23 protein-coding genes and 1 pseudogene are annotated in these 16,187 nt (G+C 36.8%); 18 read left to right on the top strand and 6 right to left on the bottom strand.

The window, feature by feature from the left end; translation table 11 throughout:
* Positions 1–983: 983 nt before the first annotated feature.
* The 8 genes from MIDI_RS08940 to MIDI_RS04460 all read left to right on the top strand — a co-directional run bounded on the left by MIDI_RS08940 (position 984) and on the right by MIDI_RS04460 (position 4,931).
* Positions 984–1,301, top strand: coding sequence for a hypothetical protein (locus MIDI_RS08940; RefSeq protein WP_041185499.1), 318 nt, complete (start codon positions 984–986; stop codon positions 1,299–1,301).
* Entirely contained in the window at positions 1,282–1,386 is a 105-nt protein-coding gene (locus MIDI_RS10340; RefSeq protein ID WP_410517907.1) for a transposase, read from the top strand. Before MIDI_RS08940 ends, MIDI_RS10340 begins: the two co-directional genes overlap by 20 nt.
* A gap of 13 nt (positions 1,387–1,399) precedes the next feature.
* Positions 1,400–1,513: a transposase gene (locus MIDI_RS10335; RefSeq protein WP_013951378.1), complete on the top strand. Its 114-nt coding sequence runs from the start codon at positions 1,400–1,402 to the stop codon at positions 1,511–1,513.
* Positions 1,492–1,719: a hypothetical protein gene (locus MIDI_RS08935; protein WP_041185498.1), complete on the top strand. Its 228-nt coding sequence runs from the start codon at positions 1,492–1,494 to the stop codon at positions 1,717–1,719. Before MIDI_RS10335 ends, MIDI_RS08935 begins: the two co-directional genes overlap by 22 nt.
* A 238-nt stretch (positions 1,720–1,957) precedes the next feature.
* Positions 1,958–2,407, top strand: a complete 450-nt coding sequence (gene rplM / locus MIDI_RS04475; protein ID WP_013951393.1) for a 50S ribosomal protein L13 — start codon at positions 1,958–1,960, stop codon at positions 2,405–2,407.
* Between the two features lie 21 nt (positions 2,408–2,428).
* Positions 2,429–2,869 (top strand): 30S ribosomal protein S9, encoded by a 441-nt coding sequence (rpsI, locus tag MIDI_RS04470; protein ID WP_013951392.1) that lies wholly within the window; start codon positions 2,429–2,431, stop codon positions 2,867–2,869.
* Between the two features lie 1,222 nt (positions 2,870–4,091).
* Positions 4,092–4,310, top strand: coding sequence for a hypothetical protein (locus MIDI_RS04465; RefSeq protein ID WP_013951391.1), 219 nt, complete (start codon positions 4,092–4,094; stop codon positions 4,308–4,310).
* Positions 4,311–4,742: 432 nt separating this feature from the next.
* Positions 4,743–4,931: a hypothetical protein gene (locus tag MIDI_RS04460; RefSeq protein WP_013951390.1), complete on the top strand. Its 189-nt coding sequence runs from the start codon at positions 4,743–4,745 to the stop codon at positions 4,929–4,931.
* Positions 4,932–5,195: 264 nt separating this feature from the next.
* On the opposite strand, the pseudogene MIDI_RS09395 reads toward MIDI_RS04460, so the two are convergent.
* The 5 genes and pseudogenes from MIDI_RS09395 to MIDI_RS04445 form a co-directional block, all read right to left on the bottom strand.
* Positions 5,196–5,502 (bottom strand): annotated as a pseudogene (locus tag MIDI_RS09395) (transposase).
* On the bottom strand, positions 5,462–5,584 hold the full coding sequence (locus MIDI_RS09390; RefSeq protein ID WP_237697341.1) for a transposase: 123 nt from the start codon (positions 5,582–5,584) through the stop codon (positions 5,462–5,464). Before MIDI_RS09390 ends, MIDI_RS09395 begins: the two are co-directional and overlap by 41 nt.
* Positions 5,547–5,867, bottom strand: coding sequence for a hypothetical protein (locus tag MIDI_RS08925; protein WP_052567706.1), 321 nt, complete (start codon positions 5,865–5,867; stop codon positions 5,547–5,549). The genes MIDI_RS09390 and MIDI_RS08925 overlap by 38 nt, the downstream gene beginning before the upstream one ends.
* Positions 5,868–6,188: 321 nt before the next feature.
* Positions 6,189–7,103 (bottom strand): SPFH domain-containing protein, encoded by a 915-nt coding sequence (locus MIDI_RS04450; RefSeq protein ID WP_013951387.1) that lies wholly within the window; start codon positions 7,101–7,103, stop codon positions 6,189–6,191.
* A gap of 7 nt (positions 7,104–7,110) precedes the next feature.
* Entirely contained in the window at positions 7,111–7,551 is a 441-nt protein-coding gene (locus tag MIDI_RS04445) for an NfeD family protein (protein WP_041185495.1), read from the bottom strand.
* Between the two features lie 98 nt (positions 7,552–7,649).
* Here MIDI_RS04445 and MIDI_RS04440 point away from each other — a divergent pair, with 98 nt between their 5' ends.
* From MIDI_RS04440 to MIDI_RS04405, 10 genes are all read left to right on the top strand, one after another.
* Entirely contained in the window at positions 7,650–8,852 is a 1,203-nt protein-coding gene (locus MIDI_RS04440) for a CCA tRNA nucleotidyltransferase (protein ID WP_013951385.1), read from the top strand.
* 47 nt (positions 8,853–8,899) lie between these two features.
* Positions 8,900–9,298 carry a flagellar assembly protein FliX gene (locus tag MIDI_RS04435; RefSeq protein ID WP_013951384.1) on the top strand — a complete coding sequence of 133 codons (399 nt, stop codon included), beginning with the start codon at positions 8,900–8,902 and terminating at the stop codon, positions 9,296–9,298.
* An 83-nt stretch (positions 9,299–9,381) separates the two neighbouring features.
* Entirely contained in the window at positions 9,382–10,155 is a 774-nt protein-coding gene (locus MIDI_RS04430) for an AEC family transporter (protein ID WP_148234151.1), read from the top strand.
* Positions 10,156–10,259: 104 nt separating this feature from the next.
* Positions 10,260–10,922, top strand: a complete 663-nt coding sequence (locus MIDI_RS04425; protein ID WP_013951382.1) for an HdaA/DnaA family protein — start codon at positions 10,260–10,262, stop codon at positions 10,920–10,922.
* A complete protein-coding gene (locus MIDI_RS04420; protein WP_013951381.1) occupies positions 10,915–11,979 on the top strand; it encodes an SAM-dependent methyltransferase in 1,065 nt (354 codons plus the stop codon). The genes MIDI_RS04425 and MIDI_RS04420 overlap by 8 nt, the downstream gene beginning before the upstream one ends.
* Before the next feature lie 108 nt (positions 11,980–12,087).
* Entirely contained in the window at positions 12,088–12,798 is a 711-nt protein-coding gene (locus MIDI_RS04415) for a VirB8/TrbF family protein (RefSeq protein ID WP_013951380.1), read from the top strand.
* A gap of 3 nt (positions 12,799–12,801) precedes the next feature.
* Positions 12,802–13,581 (top strand): P-type conjugative transfer protein VirB9, encoded by a 780-nt coding sequence (virB9, locus tag MIDI_RS04410; RefSeq protein ID WP_013951379.1) that lies wholly within the window; start codon positions 12,802–12,804, stop codon positions 13,579–13,581.
* Positions 13,582–13,811: 230 nt separating this feature from the next.
* The gene (locus MIDI_RS09385) at positions 13,812–14,066 is read left to right on the top strand and encodes a hypothetical protein (protein WP_237697340.1); all 255 of its coding nucleotides are present in this window, start codon (positions 13,812–13,814) and stop codon (positions 14,064–14,066) included.
* Positions 13,976–14,164: a transposase gene (locus tag MIDI_RS07280; protein WP_320408583.1), complete on the top strand. Its 189-nt coding sequence runs from the start codon at positions 13,976–13,978 to the stop codon at positions 14,162–14,164. Before MIDI_RS09385 ends, MIDI_RS07280 begins: the two co-directional genes overlap by 91 nt.
* Positions 14,143–14,370: a hypothetical protein gene (locus MIDI_RS04405; RefSeq protein WP_041185493.1), complete on the top strand. Its 228-nt coding sequence runs from the start codon at positions 14,143–14,145 to the stop codon at positions 14,368–14,370. The genes MIDI_RS07280 and MIDI_RS04405 overlap by 22 nt, the downstream gene beginning before the upstream one ends.
* A 272-nt stretch (positions 14,371–14,642) precedes the next feature.
* Here MIDI_RS04405 and MIDI_RS04400 read toward each other — a convergent pair whose 3' ends face one another.
* A complete protein-coding gene (locus MIDI_RS04400; RefSeq protein WP_013951377.1) occupies positions 14,643–15,959 on the bottom strand; it encodes a citrate synthase in 1,317 nt (438 codons plus the stop codon).
* Between the last annotated feature and the right edge of the window lie 228 nt (positions 15,960–16,187).

Below are 16,187 nucleotides of genomic sequence, written 5' to 3'. Positions count from 1 at the left end.
TTTATATTAGATAGAATCGCCGGAAATCCTAGTTTATAGAACATTTTGCGTGCAAGACTAGAAAAAAGTAACCGGATCTATGAGCTTATCGTTCTTTTTAACTAAGGGAAGGACGCTTTGTGTGGTATGACATTGTGGTACCTTAATATGTTTTTGGATGAAGTGACGCTATGTTATTGATATCGCGGATTAATTAAAAAATATTTTAAATGAAGTGTTGACATAAATTAACAGCAGTTGTACTCACTACTGGGTGCGCTTAAATGGCGCTATCTATGATTTCTCATCAAAAATATAGCCCGAAATTTTTAAAGACGAGGTAATCCTTGGCTAATGGAGGGGTTATGCTTCAGATTAATCTCTTAAAGTTAACAACTAAGTATGTATACAGAGCATAAATAAAGTGTTGGTTTATTTATAGTAGATTCAGTTGGGCTCAAGAATGATGGAGCGAGGTGAGTGAGAAGCCGCACAAAATCAATTTACCATAAAAATATTTGGAGGGTGAGTTCAGTAATTGACGACATGAGAGCGTGGGTGGCTGGGGGGCGTCGTTGGCTAATTTTGCAAATGCAAAACGCCAACACACGGAGCCACCCACGCTCGATTGGAGAGAAATTGCACATCTAATGTTTTATAAAACACCGACTTTTTATTTACCAATCATATAAGAAGCATACTTTTATTTTTGAGGAGTTTATTATGAGTGATATTTTTGCACTTACAGCAGCTGTAGCGCTGGTGAAGGTCTTGGTGAGGTAGTAGTTGCTGATGTAAGCACAGTGATGGAAAATTGGATATAATCATTAGTAATGACGGGCCAGAAAAGGTTTCCGTATTATTAACCCCAGTTTGAGGTAAGTTTAAAGAAATTATCTGATATGGTTTTAAAGAAGCTGTGTAACCATTAAGTTTTTCTCAATTTCACGGTAGATAAGAAAAGTGGTTCCCCTGGTAGAAGTATTTTGTTTGATTGATGATTTTTGCAAGCAACAACTCATGTACCAAAGATCCTTAAGAAACTCGCAGAGACAAAGGGAATGAGAGTCTGGGATGATGCTTTCCGAAGTTATAACGATCCTCGTTTTGTTTCATTTGAGGGCATTACCGGATTCAAAGATTTTTACCTAAACTGTGTTCAAATCTCTTTCAGAGAGGAGTTGCCGAAGCTTATCAGCTACAATCGCTTTGTTGAGCTGATGCGAGACGCGGTCATCCCGTTGGTCATTCTGCTGAATTGCTGCAAAGGGAAACAAACAGGTACGTTGACTCAACAAAAAGCTGGAAAAGGTTTGTCATAACTTACGTACTAGCAGTAATAAGGCCTTTAAAGGCACCGCTCAGCGTGGGAAAACGTCGACCCGGATGGTTCTTTGGCCTCAATGATCAAGGAGAGATTATGTCATTCACACTGACTTCGGGTAATACAGATGATCGAGCCGTTGTCGAGAAACTGACTCAATATTTGACAGGCCTTCTATTCGGAGATCGGTGGTATATAAGCAAACACTGAGCAATCAAGGACAAAACCCGCTTGCGGCTTTTAAACAACTGCTTCTTGCAGGGCGTGGATTGATTGAAACAGCCATCGGAGAATTGAAAGAGATTTGCCAAATCCAGCACAACACGGCATCGCTTGCCAAACAATTTCTTGGCAGACCTCTCTTCTCAGGGCTCTTAGCTTATGTCTTCAAACCCAATATATCTCAGGAAAAATAGGCTCGCGGGCCTACTCCTTACGTCAAACTGAGGTTAGAACACCAATGAAATAAAGGGTATGAAGATTCTTAAAGCACAAACGTGGTCATCAATTTCTCCTGTTACTGAAGTTGAATGGGGCAAGATATTAGAAATCGCTTCTTAGTTAAAGATAATTTGCTAAAGTTAATATCTCCTGTTGACAAAAGCGCCTTCTATACGCATAATCGTTCTCGTTTTAAAAAATTGATGAATATTTATGTCTTATACGGCTGGTACGTTTTTTGCAAATCCATCTTCTGTTGAGAAGAAGTGGCTTTTAATTGATGCAAAAGATATGGTTCTGGGTAGACTTGCTGCGAAAATTGCAAGGATGTTGAGAGGCAAGCATAAACCTTATTATACCCCCTTTATTGATTGCGGAGATAATATTGTTATTGTTAACGCTGCTCAAATTAAGTTAACAGGTAAAAAATTAGAACAAAACAAGTTTTATTGGCATACAGGCCATCCTGGTGGGATAAAAGAAAGGAGTTTTGGGCAAATCATTCAAGGAAGGTATCCTGAAAGGTTGTTGAAGAATGCGGTTAAGCGTATGATGCCAAAAGAAAGCCCGTTAGCCCGCAAGCAGTTTAAAAATCTTTATGTATATGCGGCAAGTGTTCATAAGCATGAAGCTCAACAACCATCTTTAATAGACGTTCGCTAATTTATTTTGATGAAGTTATATATGGCTACAAAATCAACGATTGTAATAAAAAAATCCCACTCTAGTAAGTCTAACCCGTCTCGTTTTTATGGAACTGGAAGGAGAAAAGAAGCGACAGCTAAATGTTGGCTTTCTCCGGGTTCTGGTAAAGTAGTTGTGAATTCTAAAGAAGTTGAGCATTATTTTGCAAGACCGGTTTTGAGAATGATAATCAATCAGCCTTTTGCTGCAACTGCAACTTTGGGGAAATTTGATGTAATTTGTAATGTAATTGGTGGTGGTCTTTCTGGGCAGGCTGGGGCCGTAAGACATGGTATAAGCAGGGCTTTAGATAAAGTGGATCCAAATTTACATAGTATATTAAGATCTGGAGATTTCTTAACTCGTGATAGTAGAGAAGTTGAGCGTAAAATGTATGGGCATAAAAAATCCAGGAAATCGTTCCAGTTCTCCAAAAGGTAGATTAATTGTTTTTGCTCTGAAGCCCAATTTTTCAAAAATTGGGCTTTTTTTGTTGTATATACCTCTAATAATGAAGAATTGAACAGCCTCCAGCAAGATGTTAAGAGATTATCTGCTGGAAGGCGGACCATACTTCTCCATTACAAACTCGCTTTAGCTATAGTTATCAACCCTTCAAGTTCGAGCCGTTGTCGAAAAAACTAAAGAAGTATACTCCGTTAACTCGAAATATTGACATAAATTAACAGCAGTTGTATTCACTACTGGGTGCGCTTAAATGGCGCTATCTATGATTTCTCATCAAAAATATAGCCCGAAATTTTTAAAGACGAGGTAATCCTTGGCTAATGGAGGGGTTATGCTTCAGATTAATCTCTTAAAGTTAACAACTAAGTATGTATACAGAGCATAAATAAAGTGTTGGTTTATTTATAGTAGATTCAGTTGGGCTCAAGAATGATGGAGCGAGGTGAGTGAGAAGCCGCACAAAATCAATTTACCATAAAAATATTTGGAGGGTGAGTTCAGTAATTGACGACATGAGAGCGTGGGTGGCTGGGGGGCGTCGTTGGCTAATTTTGCAAATGCAAAACGCCAACACACGGAGCCACCCATGCTCGATTGGAGAGAAATTGCACATCTAATGTTTTATAAAACACCGACTTTTTATTTACCAATCATATAAGAAGCATACTTTTATTTTTGAGGAGTTTATTATGAGTGATATTTTTGCACTTACAGCAGCTGTAGCGCTGGTGAAGGTCTTGGTGAGGTAGTAGTTGCTGATGTAAGCACAGTGATGGAAAATTGGATATAGTCATTAGTAATGACGGGCCAGAAAAGGTTTCCATATTATTGGGGAATGGCAATGGTAGTTGATGTAGAGTTAATGGCAATTACTTTTTAAATACAAGTCTCGGTATCACTGAGAAATGATTTTAAATCTGCTGTGGGAGGGGGTTTTCTTATTGTAGATCTTGGTTCTAGCGCAGCAGTAGCCGTAGGTGATTTTAATAAGGATAATAATTGGATATAGTAACTGTGGGTGAAGATGCTGCTTCTGTATTTAGGCAACGGAGATGGGAGAACTTTTTCAACCATTTGTTTCTTATGGCATGTTTCATGCTTGGGTTGGAATTACGGTGGCTGATTTTAATAATGATGATAATTAAGATATAGTTTTGCTCTAGTCTTACAAACGGAATTACCATGTTATTGGGTAATGGAGACAGGACTTTTCAACCAGCTTTTTCATATTGCTAATGTTTCACCAACGCCGACAACGACTACTATTTCAACTACTACTACACCTACAACCACTACTTCTACTGCTCAGCTGTGTACTTTGGAACAACCGATACTAAAAATACGTGATCCTGATGGATCTAATGGGTTTATTATTACTGATATTATAAGTGAGGAAGAAGGATTAGGAGTATAATAAGTTTGGGGGATGTAAACGGGGGGGATTTTATTGATGATTTTGGTATAGTACTAGTCTTAAAAACTACTGAGATAACGGTAACGGTCGAATATACGTGATACACGGTGGATCGCAAACTCAAGGAAACTTATCTATTTCTAGCCTTACCACACAAAACAGGGTTTTGCATCCATGATAATGCTATAAGGAATTCCGGCGCCGCTCTTGGGTATGTAGGTGACATTAGTGGACGGTATTAATGATATCCTTGGTGGAGCGCGGTTAATTGGAACGTTGAGCAGCCATATGCATTTGTATTTTGGCACCAGGAATACCAATAACTTTCATAAATATACCTTCTGAACCTAAACGGTAATTTAGGATTTATGATGGCCGGATCTCCTGGTATTGGAGCGGGTTTTACTGCTAAACCTGGTGATTTTAATGGTGATGGTATATAATCTTCCCGCTAGCTTTTGTACTGCTCAATTAAATGGTAATAACGGCTTTAAAATAGATTGTACTAAAAACGAAAGTTGGTGTAATGGAGTGTTTGGAGGAGATATCAATGATGATGGCATTAACGATATTATAATTGGTGCACACCCCCTTCCTTTGGGGCCTGGGAAGTATATATAGTATACGGCCAGCATGGCAGCTATGATAGCAGTCTTAGTGTTGATTTTTTAACGGGCAAAACGGATTTACTATCGTTGGGGCAAGTGGACCAGAAACCGTTGTAAGAAGTAAAATCTCATATAACCTCAGTTTGACGTTAAGGAGTATGCCCGTGAGCCTATTTTTCCATGAGATAATATTGGGTTGAAGACATAAGCCAAGAGCCCTGAGAGGAGGTCTGCCAAGAAATTGTTTGGCAAGCGATGCCGTGTTGTGCTGGATTTGTCAAATCTCTTTCAATTGTCCGATGGCTGTTTCAATCAATTCACGCCCTGCAAGAAGCAGTTGTTTAAAAGCCGCAAGCCGGGTTTTGTTTTTCATGTTTTTCTTAAGCCGTGTGATGAGCTCAATACCTTGATTGCTCAGTGTTTTTGCTTATATACCACCGATCTCCGAATAGAAGGCCTGTAGAATATTGAGTCAGTTTCTCGACAGCGGCTCGATCATCTGTATTACCCGAAGTCAGTGTGAATGACATAATCTCTCCTTGATCATTGAGGCCAAAGAACCATCCGGGTCGACGTTTTCCCACGCTGAGCGACGCCTTTAAGGACCTTATTACGGCTAGTACGTAAGTTATGACAAAACCCCTCTTCCAGCTTTTGTTGAGTCAACGTACCTGTTTGTTTCCCTTTGCAGCAATTCAGCAGAATGACCAACGGGATGACCGCGTCTCGCATCCAGCTCAACAAAGCGATTGTAGCTGATAAGCTTCGGCAATCCCTCTCTGAGAGAGATTTGAAAACAGTTTAGGTAAAAATCTTTGAATCCGGTAATGCCCTCAAATGAAACAAAACGAGGATCGTTATAACTTCGGAAAGCATCATCCCAGACTCTCGTTCCCTTTGTCTCTGCGAGTTTCTTAAGGATCTTTGGTACGTGAGTTGTCGCTTGCAAAAATCATCAATCAAACAAAATATTTCTACTAGGGGAACCACTTTCCTTATTTATCGTGAAATTGAGAAGAACTTAATGATTACACAGCTTCTTTAAAACCATATCAGATAATTTCTTTAAGACTTACCTCAAACTGGGGTTAACAAAAACACCTTCTCAGGGCTCTTTGTGTCTTCAAACCCGGTATATCTCATGGAAAAAACAGGCTCGCGGCGGGGCCTACTCCTTAAGTCGAACTGAGGCTAATTTAACTCGTGTTCCACTGAGGATATCCCAATTCTTCATTTATAAAGCGGTAGACATGGATAATATATAATAAATTTATACTTTTGATTTAATGTTATTAAACAGCGCCAATGCTTGCGCTATCATCCCACTTGCATCACCGGTGTTAGCAGGCACAACCACGGTATTAGTTGTCTTGGCTAACTCCTTAAAAGCGTTCACATACTGCTCAGCGATCTTTAGCGATGCTGCTTCAGTTCCTCCATCATTTTTAAGGGAAGCAGCTACAGAGGTAATCGCTGCAGCAGTTGACTCTGCAACCATTTTTATTGCTGAGGCCTCACCTTGAGCAAAATTCATTTTTTCGGTCATAATAGCTTCTGAATTTAGCACAACTTCCCTTTTCTTTGCTTCTGCTAAATTGATTGCAGCCTGCATTCTACCTTCTGACTCTAGTATTTCTGCCCTCTTCTGACGTTCTGCAGCCACTTGAGTCTCCATAGCTTGCAAGACATTTGCAGGCGGTTTGATATCTCTGATCTCATATCTCATACACTGAATTCCCCAAGTTGATGCAGCTTCATTAATCGCGTTGACTATCTGCGCATTTAAAAACTCTCTTTCTTCAAAGGTTCTATCTAAGGTTAACTTCCCTATCGCGGACCGCATTGAGGTTTGCGCTAATTGAGTTGCTGCATAATAAGGATTTTCCACTCCATAAGACGCATCAACTGGGTTAATTATCCTCACATACAAAACTCCGTTAAATAAAACTGAAACGTTATCTTTAGTGATGGCCGACTGCTCAAGGACATCCAACACTGTCTCTTTTAACGTATGCTTATATGCGACTTTCTCTACTATTGGGATGATAAAATTCAGACCTGGCTGCAGAATGCGATCATACTTACCAAGCCTCTCCACAATCCAACTCTCCTGTTGGGGGACCGCTTTAATCCCGGTCGCTACAATGATGACAAGAACGATAAGAAATCCCAACAAAGCTTCCATTTTTTTACTAAAAATTTTTCTTCACTAATAATATATTACTTCTTACATCTAAAATCACTACCTTATCGCCAACTTCTATTGAATCCTCTTCAGAACCCGAATGCAGCATCGCCTTACAAACAGTTCCAGACCATTTAACTAAACCAACTTCACCTTTCACAAGTTTTTCTGAGACAACGTGAGCCACTTGGCCAGCCATATTTTTGTAATTACCGCCCTTAAAGTGTTTAAATAAAAACCAATAAATCCCGCTACAAACTAAAGCACTAATAAAAAAAGTAGTCATTTGACCAAAAACATCTGAAATAACATTAAGTGATAAGAGAACGCTAACGATTAGCGATGCTGAGCCAAGCACAAAAAAGAAAACCACCGACCACCCCAGTATTATCTCTATCGCAATAAAAAAGACGGCGGCCACTACCCAAAGATTGATAGAACTATCCATTAATATGCTCAGCATTTAACCCCTACACGCACTAAGAATTGCAGCTTTATTATATATGATAAATCTGCTAGATTCTATCAAAAATTATGTTTTCATAAATGAGCACTATAAAAATTCATATAAATACCATCTCTATATTAAAAGAATTATTATGTTTATATAATTTATTGCAAGCTCACGGTGACGTTAAGTTAGTAGGAGGTTGCGTAAGAGATATGCTTCTAGGCTTAGCTCCTAAAGATATCGATCTTGCTACAACAATTTTGCCTCAAGAAGTAATGAGGATTTTATCCCTAAATCAAATCAAATGCATCCCTACAGGCCTTGAATTTGGAACGGTTACTGCAGTAGTTAATCATATTACTTTCGAGATTACTACTCTTAGAAAAGATATCAAGACCTATGGCAGAAAAGCAGAAGTTGAGTTTACAGATGAATGGCTAGAAGACGCTAAAAGGAGAGACTTCACTGTCAACGCAATGTACGCTTCAATTGATGGAACAGTGATGGATTTTTTTAATGGCATTGAAGATTTAAAGAATAAAAAAATAAAATTTATAGGCAATGCGGAGCAACGTATCAAAGAAGATTTTTTAAGAATATTAAGATACTTTAGGTTTATCTCCTATATAGGTGGAAACAGTATAGATGAAAATAGTTTAATGGCTGCTATTAAGCTAAAAAGTGGTTTAGAAAAGATATCAGGAGAGAGAATTAAAACTGAAATGTTTAAACTACTCAGCAACCCATTTGCTAAAAAAAGTATTCGGTTATTTGAAAAAACAGGAATAGATCAATATGTAGGTATGCCTGAAATATATAACCTTCCGGAATTAAACTTTATCATAGGTAATGCTACAGTTAATTTAACTCTAATTTTAAAAGCGTTAAAAATTTCTGCAGTAGAATTAAACGGATTATTTAAAAGATGGAGATTATCAACACTTGAGAAAAAGGAATTAGCTTTCCTAAGAGAGTACCAGTATCCATGGCCGTTAAATGCTGAAATTAAACTTCACCAAAGAGAATTTTATAGACTGGGCGCTTACTTTAAAAATGCAATTTTAGTTAAAGCAAGCACTGAAGAGCAGTATACACTGGCAGAAGAGTTTATCTTAGCTTCTACTACTTGGCGTTATCCAGACTTCCCGCTGAAGGGAGAAGATCTTATAAAGCTTGGCGCTATTGGCCCTAAAATCGGTCAAATAAAGAACCTTCTTTTAGAAACTTGGATTGAGAACGATTTTTTGTATGATAAAGATGAGCTATTAGACATTGCCACTAAAATAAGTTTAAAATAATAATCTATTACTACAAATTTTATGTATGTTGATTTCTGGAATTAAGCATGTTGATCTTGTTAAGAAAGCAAAAAAAAACTGAAAAAAAAATAAAACATGTCATAAACAAATTTGAGTCTATATCTGATATAGATGACACAAATACTGACAAAAAAATTTTTAATGCTCAACCAACGGAGCAAACCTTATTTCTTTTGCAAGAAATTGATGATAACAAGAGCGAGGAAGAAATTTTAGAAAAAGCTAAAGAGCTGCTAATGTTATTAGAGCAGTACAGAATTGGTACACTTTCAGATGAAGTTAATCTAAAGCAGTTAAAGTATATTGTAAATTATATAAGAGAAATAAAAAAGGATATTTTTAATCCCAATATTTTAACTATACTTAGCAGAATTGAAACTTTATCAACCGTCGAACTTGCTAAGTCGACGTTAAAAAACAATTAACAAAGACTATTCGTATGGAAATGTTAAACTTCTTTAGTGCGTATGCAAAGTTGGCTCCGCTTTATTTATTTGTAATAATTGGCTTGATTGCTGGAAAGATGAAAGTCGAACGGCATAGCATAGGAACTCTCCTTATCTTTCTAATAACCCCAATTACATTTTTTAATATAGGCATCAATACTTCAAGCCAACCCCACCATCTGCTCCTTCCCGTATTATCATTTTTATTATCAGTTGTTCTTTGTTTTTTGTATCTGTTTATTTCTGGCAAAATTTGGGAAGATAAAATCAAAAACTTATTAGCCTTTGCAGCAGGCGCTAGTAACAACGGATACTTTGGGCTTCCGGTAGTTATGGTATTCTTTGATCAAGAAGTTGTGGGTATATATATGCTCACCATTATAGGCATTGCTATATACGAATACACAATCGGCGCTTATGTGATGGCAAGAGGCAGTTATAGCATCAAACAATCACTCAACAAAGTGTTAAAGTTACCCATGGTACATGCATTTATTCTTGGCCTTGTATTAAATAAGCTGAACTTCAAGGTGCCACCTGTAATGAAAAGTTTCTTTGAAAACACCCAAGAATGTTATGTTGTATTAGGTTTAATGTTAATAGGAATAAGTCTATCAAACCTTGCAAGGTTAAAAATAGATTGGAAATTTGTTTGGGTTTTACTGTCTGCTCGGTTTATAGTTTCACCGGTCATTACAGGTATATTAGTTTTTTTAGATCTCAAGTTTTGGAATTTTTATTCTAAAGAGGTTAACTACGCTATGTTAATCCTATCTTTTATGCCTCCAGCTGTTAACACCGTGGTATTTGCAACTGTTCACAATAATAGTTTATGAAGAAGCAGCTGTTTCTGTTATACTTGGCATCATAATGGCTATGATTATAATACCACTGTCGCTTTTTTGTGTATTGCCTGTGCGTTTTTGATTAGTTTTAACTGATGCAACAAATAATTTTACCTATTATTAACGATGACTCCTCTTATAACGTTTCAGATTTTGTAGTTTCCTATTCTAACTTAGAAGCCTATAAGGCGGTTACGTCAAATATTATGTGGCCACAAAATCGTTTGTTAATTATAGGAGAAAGTGGCTCTGGTAAAACTCATTTAACAAAAATTTGGCAACAAAAAAGTGGGGCACATTATATCAAAGATTTATCTCAGCTAGTAGCTTTAAAAGAGAGTAGCGCATTCATTTTTGAAGATCTACAAAACTATCCAGAAATTGAAATATTAAATATTATTAACACGGCCTTTGAACATAAGAAAAAATTATTGCTCACTTCTAGTCATTATAACCATGTAGAACTTAAAGATTTAAGATCAAGATTTAACTCTACTTATAAAGTTTTGATTAAGGATCCTGATGAAAATATGGTACAGGTTTTGGTCGGTAAAATGTTGCATGATAAACAGGTTAAGGTAAATAAGGAAGTTTTAAACTATATTACTGTCAGGGTCAAAAGAAGCTTTGTTGACATTAAGACTTTTGTTATCCATTTAGATAAACTATCTTTAAGCCAAAAGCGCAATATCACTATTAGACTGATCAAGGAAGTCTTAGAGAAATTAAAGTTAGTCAATGAGAAAATCAATGATTAGTATTGAATCCTTAATTAAAAAAGACATTCTAGAACAGGGTTACATTACTCTAGATCATTTTTTATCGCTGGTAATCCCCTTCTATTATAGTAGTCAAGAAAGTGTGGGCAAACATGGTGATTTTATAACGGCACCAGAAACTAGCCAGCTCTTTGGCGAAATGGTAGGAATATATACTGCTAATTACTGGCTAAAAAATTGCACTAATAATAATATAACTGTAGTTGAGTTAGGGCCAGGCCGAGGTTATCTAATGTCTGACTTCTTAAGGGCCACAAAACATATACCCGGCTTTCATAATTCAATAGATAAAATCATTCTCTATGAAATGAGTCCCAAGTTAAGAAGTTATCAACAGCAAAACCTAACTGCTTATATCGGTAAATGTGTATGGCTGGACCGGCTCCAGGAATTAGAGCAATACATAAGCAATAATCATTGTATATTCATAGCAAATGAATTTTTTGATGCTTTACCTATTAAACAGTTTCAATTCATTAATGGGCATTGGTATGAATTGTGTCTAGTATTAGATCAATTTCAAAAATTTAAAGTTGCGCCTCTAATAAAAATGGACTCTACATCTATACAGAATAATTTTTCAAAAAGCGCAGCTAAATCAGAATTTTTAGAATACTCTCCTTCTGCAAAATACTATTTAGAGATCATAGCTAACTCTATTCTTACTAACCACGGCCTTTTCTTATTGATTGATTATGGCCACACTAATATGGTTCAAAGCAGTACGTTGCAAGCTATCAGGAATCATAAAAGAGTACACTTTTTGGATTGTATAGGTAAAGCAGATATTACCTATTTAGTTAATTTCTCTCGGCTGCAAAATTATTTTTTAAATAAAAATCTGAAATGCACTTTAACAAGCCAAAAAGATTTTCTAGAGAGCTGTGAAATACAGCAAAGAGCAGAGCAATTAATTAACAAATATGGTGCAGATAAGCAAAAAATAAACTCCCAACTAGAAATACTCTTATCTCCAAAAAAAATGGGAGAATTATTTAAATGTCTAATAGTAAACAAATATTCATACAAAAAATAAGTTAATAAGTTTCTGAGGGTTAACTTACCATACTCGTCTTGTAAATTAAACTGAAAGAATATATCGTATTCATAGATAGGATAAATTTATTAATGTATTTGTAGAGAAATGATTACCGAGTTGCATCAGCAAATAGAAAGTGGTGAATATTTTGAAAAGGCTCGTAACTGGTATGCTGACAGATATCTTGGCGTCAATACCCAAGTTATTGCTTCATCTATATTTTTGCTAATCATATCAACAGGAGCCTATTTTGTGGTGGATTCAATGATGGATAAGTATTTCGCGGTTAAGTATCCGGTTCCTATATATGTTGATGATCAGGTGGACTTTCAATCCAGGATAAAGTCGCTAGCGCAAGGTTATGAATCCATAGACACTTCAGTGGTTAGGTATCTAATCGCCTACTATGTAATCAATAGAGAAGAATACAGGTATAATGGCCTTAACCAAGATATAATCCAAGAAAAACTTTTATCTATAAGGTCAACCTCCTCCAGGCGAGTTTATACAAATTATTTAAATTATATGGATCCTCAAAAAAATCCAGATAGTCCTATATTGAAATATAAATTACAGATAGAAAGAACTATCTCTATAGAATCAATAAAATTTCCAGAAGGAGTTAATAGGCCAAATACTGCGCATGTGATCTTTAAAGCTATAGAAAAGAATTCCACTAAAGAAAGTGCTTCATATTGGCTTGCTGAAATAAACTTTAGTTTGAATAGTATAACTAATGTTCTAGACTATAAGAGTAATTTAAATTTTATTGTCACAGCTTATAAAACCATGAAAAAAACAGATTACAAAGGTTAGGTAATGTTAAGGTTGATGATATTTTTAGCATTTTTTCTCCAAGTTGTGCCTTCTAAAGCGACTACTGTACCTAGAGGAATTGGAAACGAAAATAGGATTAAAATAATTAATTATAAGCCCAATACGGTTTTTAGGTTTGTAGGCCATTACACTTACCAGTCTATAATAGAATTTGGTTTAGACGAGGAAATTAATACTATCTCTATGGGCACCCCAACTCCTTGGCAGATTGTCCCTGCCGGCAACCGAATATTTTTAAAGCCTATAGAAGACGATGCAACAACTAATATGACTGTTATTACTAACAAAAGAATGTATTTTTTCGAAATGCATGCAGAAGATGCAGCAGATATTGGTGATGATAATTTATCTTTTGTGGTGAAATTCGTTTATCCGGATGATGGAATTTATTCATCTTTTGCCGTGAACAGCAGCAATAGCGGAGCTTCTCAAGCAATCAGAACCCTTTCTTCTTATCATGGCCCAGATTTAACTCACCCTGAACTCTACAATTTTAATTACAAAATTAGCGGAAAAAAATCAGATATCGAGCCCTTACAGATTTTCGACGATGGAGAATTTACTTATTTTAAATTCCGCGATATCAATGCTGAAATCCCAGCTATATTCTTAGTTGATTCGGATAATCGTGAAGGAATTATTAATTATAGAATAGCCGGTAAATATGTGGTTGTTGAAAGAGTAGCTGCGAAGTTTACACTAAGACATGGTAAATCTACAATTTGCGTGTTTAACGAATCATATAATTCTATATATTACTAATTGTTTACTATTAAGGAGGCATGCTTTCTGTTAAAGCAATACACTTCTGTTTAAAAGCACAGCAGCTAAAGCACCTCGAAACGCAAGCTTCTTTGAGATAACGCGATCCTAAATTAACCCCAGTTTGAGGTAAGTTTAAAGAAATTATCTGATATGGTTTTAAAGAAGCTGTGTAGCCATTAAGTTCTGATTTTTACCTAAACTGTGTTCAAATCTCTCTCAGAGAGGGATTGCCGAAGCTTATCAGCTACAATCGCTTTGTTGAGCTGGATGCGAGACGCGGTCATCCCGTTGGTCATTCTGCTGAATTGCTGCAAAGGGAAACAAACAGGTACCTTGACTCAACAAAAAGCTGGAAAAGGTTTGCCATAACTCACGTACTAGCCGTAATAAGATCCTTAAAGGCATCGCTCAGCGTGGGAAAACGTCGACCCGATGGTTCTTTGGCCTCAATGATCAAGGAGAGATTATGTCATTCACACTGACTTCGGGTAATACAGATGATCGAGCCGTTGTCGAGAAACTGACTCAATATTTGACAGGCCTTCTATTCGGAGATCGGTGGTATATAAGCAAACACTGAGCAATCAAGGACAAAACCCGCTTGCGGCTTTTAAACAACTGCTTCTTGCAGGGCGTGGATTGATTGAAACAGCCATCGGACAATTGAAAGAGATTTGCCAAATCCGGCACCACACGGCATCACTCGCCAAACAATTTCTTGGCAGACCTCTTTCTCAGGGCTCTTGGCTTATGTCTTCAACCCAATATTATCTCATGGAAAAATAGGCTCACGGGCATACTCCTTAACGTCAAACTGAGGTTTCTTACGAAGTATCAAAGAGAGCCCTCCCACATTTTATTCATCGCTTGGTAAAGATTTTATCATCTTTGTGGTCTTCTTTATAGAGGATTTTTTCAGATCACCAAGTTATAGCGAAATAATATAGCATTGCTTGTGCTATTTAGGAGATAAATGCAAGGCCGGCCCATACTTTTTATATCTAAGTTAAGTTCTTATAATTTACCTACTAAGGTATGGGTTTTATTACTTTAGCAACCTACTTGCCAAAAGGGGTATCACGCAATTCCCTCTTTGTTTGACCCACATATAACTGTCTTGGTCTGCCAATTTTTTGTTCTGGATCATCCATCATTTCTTTCCATTGAGCCATCCAGCCTGTTGCCCTTGCCACCGCAAACATCACTGTAAACATTTGAGTTGGAATACCAAGCATTCTATATATAATACCAGAATAGAAATCTACGTTTGGATAAAGCTTGCGTTCTATAAAATAAGGATCATTTAGGGCGATCTCTTCTAATTTTAGAGCGATATCTAAAAGATGATCGTCCTTAATTCCTAGTTCTTTTACTAGTTCATAGCAAGAAGCTTTAAGCACAGTAGCTCTTGGATCATAATTTTTATAAACTCTATGACCGAAGCCCATTAATCTAAAAGGATCACCCTTATCCTTCGCTTTGTTTACATAAATTTGTATTCGAGAAGCGTGCCCTATTTCTTCTAGCATTTTTATTACAGCTTCGTTAGCCCCGCCGTGTGCAGGCCCCCAAAGAGAAGCAATACCTGCGCCTATGACCGCAAACGGGTTAGCTCCAGAAGAGCCAGATAGCCGCACGGTAGAAGTGGAAGCATTTTGTTCATGATCAGCATGCAAAATAAATAATTTATTTAAAGCATCTGCCATGACCGGGTTAACTTTATATTTTTCAGCCGGAACTGCAAACATCATGTGTAAGAAATCTTCACTATAGCTTAAGTTGTTATCAGGATAAACAAAGGGCTGTCCTATAGAATATTTGTACGCCATTGCAGCTAACGTTGGGATTTTAGCAATTAACCTAATTGCAGAAATTTCTCTTTGGGTGCGGTCTCTGACATCTAAATAATCGTGATAGAATGCTGATAATGACGCAACGGCGCCTACCATTACTGCCATAGGGTGGGAGTGGCGCGGAAAACCCCTATATAAAAAATGCAGTTGTTCATGCACCATAGAATGCTGCTTTATCTCTGTAGCGAATTTTTCTGCTTCGCTTTTATTAGGCAACTCTCCATATAATAGCAAATAGGCCACATCCGTAAAATTTGCGGAAGTGGCAAGATCGGTAATATCATATCCTCGATGCCTTAATATCCCATTGTCTCCATCTATATAAGTAATTGTTGACCTACATGAGGCGGTCGACATGAAGCCTGGGTCGTAGGTGAAAAGGCCAGTTTTTGCATACAGCTCTCCTATATCTATAACACTTGGTCCTTCTGAGGCTTGTATTACAGGCAGTTCAATCTCTTGATTTGTAAAGGGAACACTTATCCTAACACTAGCACGATTGGAGACGTTATCTTTTGCCATAAAATGAATATTTTAGTTTGCCTATATTAATAAATTTAACGTAGACTATGTTGCGACGCAACAAGCATTACTGGGATTTCAAACTATAAGTCGCACTTATAATCTTAAAAGTCAAAATATTTTTCAGTAAAGTTTTTGAGACTTAGTGTGCTTCTGCTGCAATCTAATCAGGTGCTTCTTTCCAAGCGAAACTATATCCACAATGTCTTTAACAAAATTCTCTGCATT

The organism is Candidatus Midichloria mitochondrii IricVA, assembly GCF_000219355.1.
Lineage (GTDB): Bacteria > Pseudomonadota > Alphaproteobacteria > Rickettsiales > Midichloriaceae > Midichloria > Midichloria mitochondrii.
This window is presented reverse-complemented; position numbering and strand designations above follow the sequence as displayed.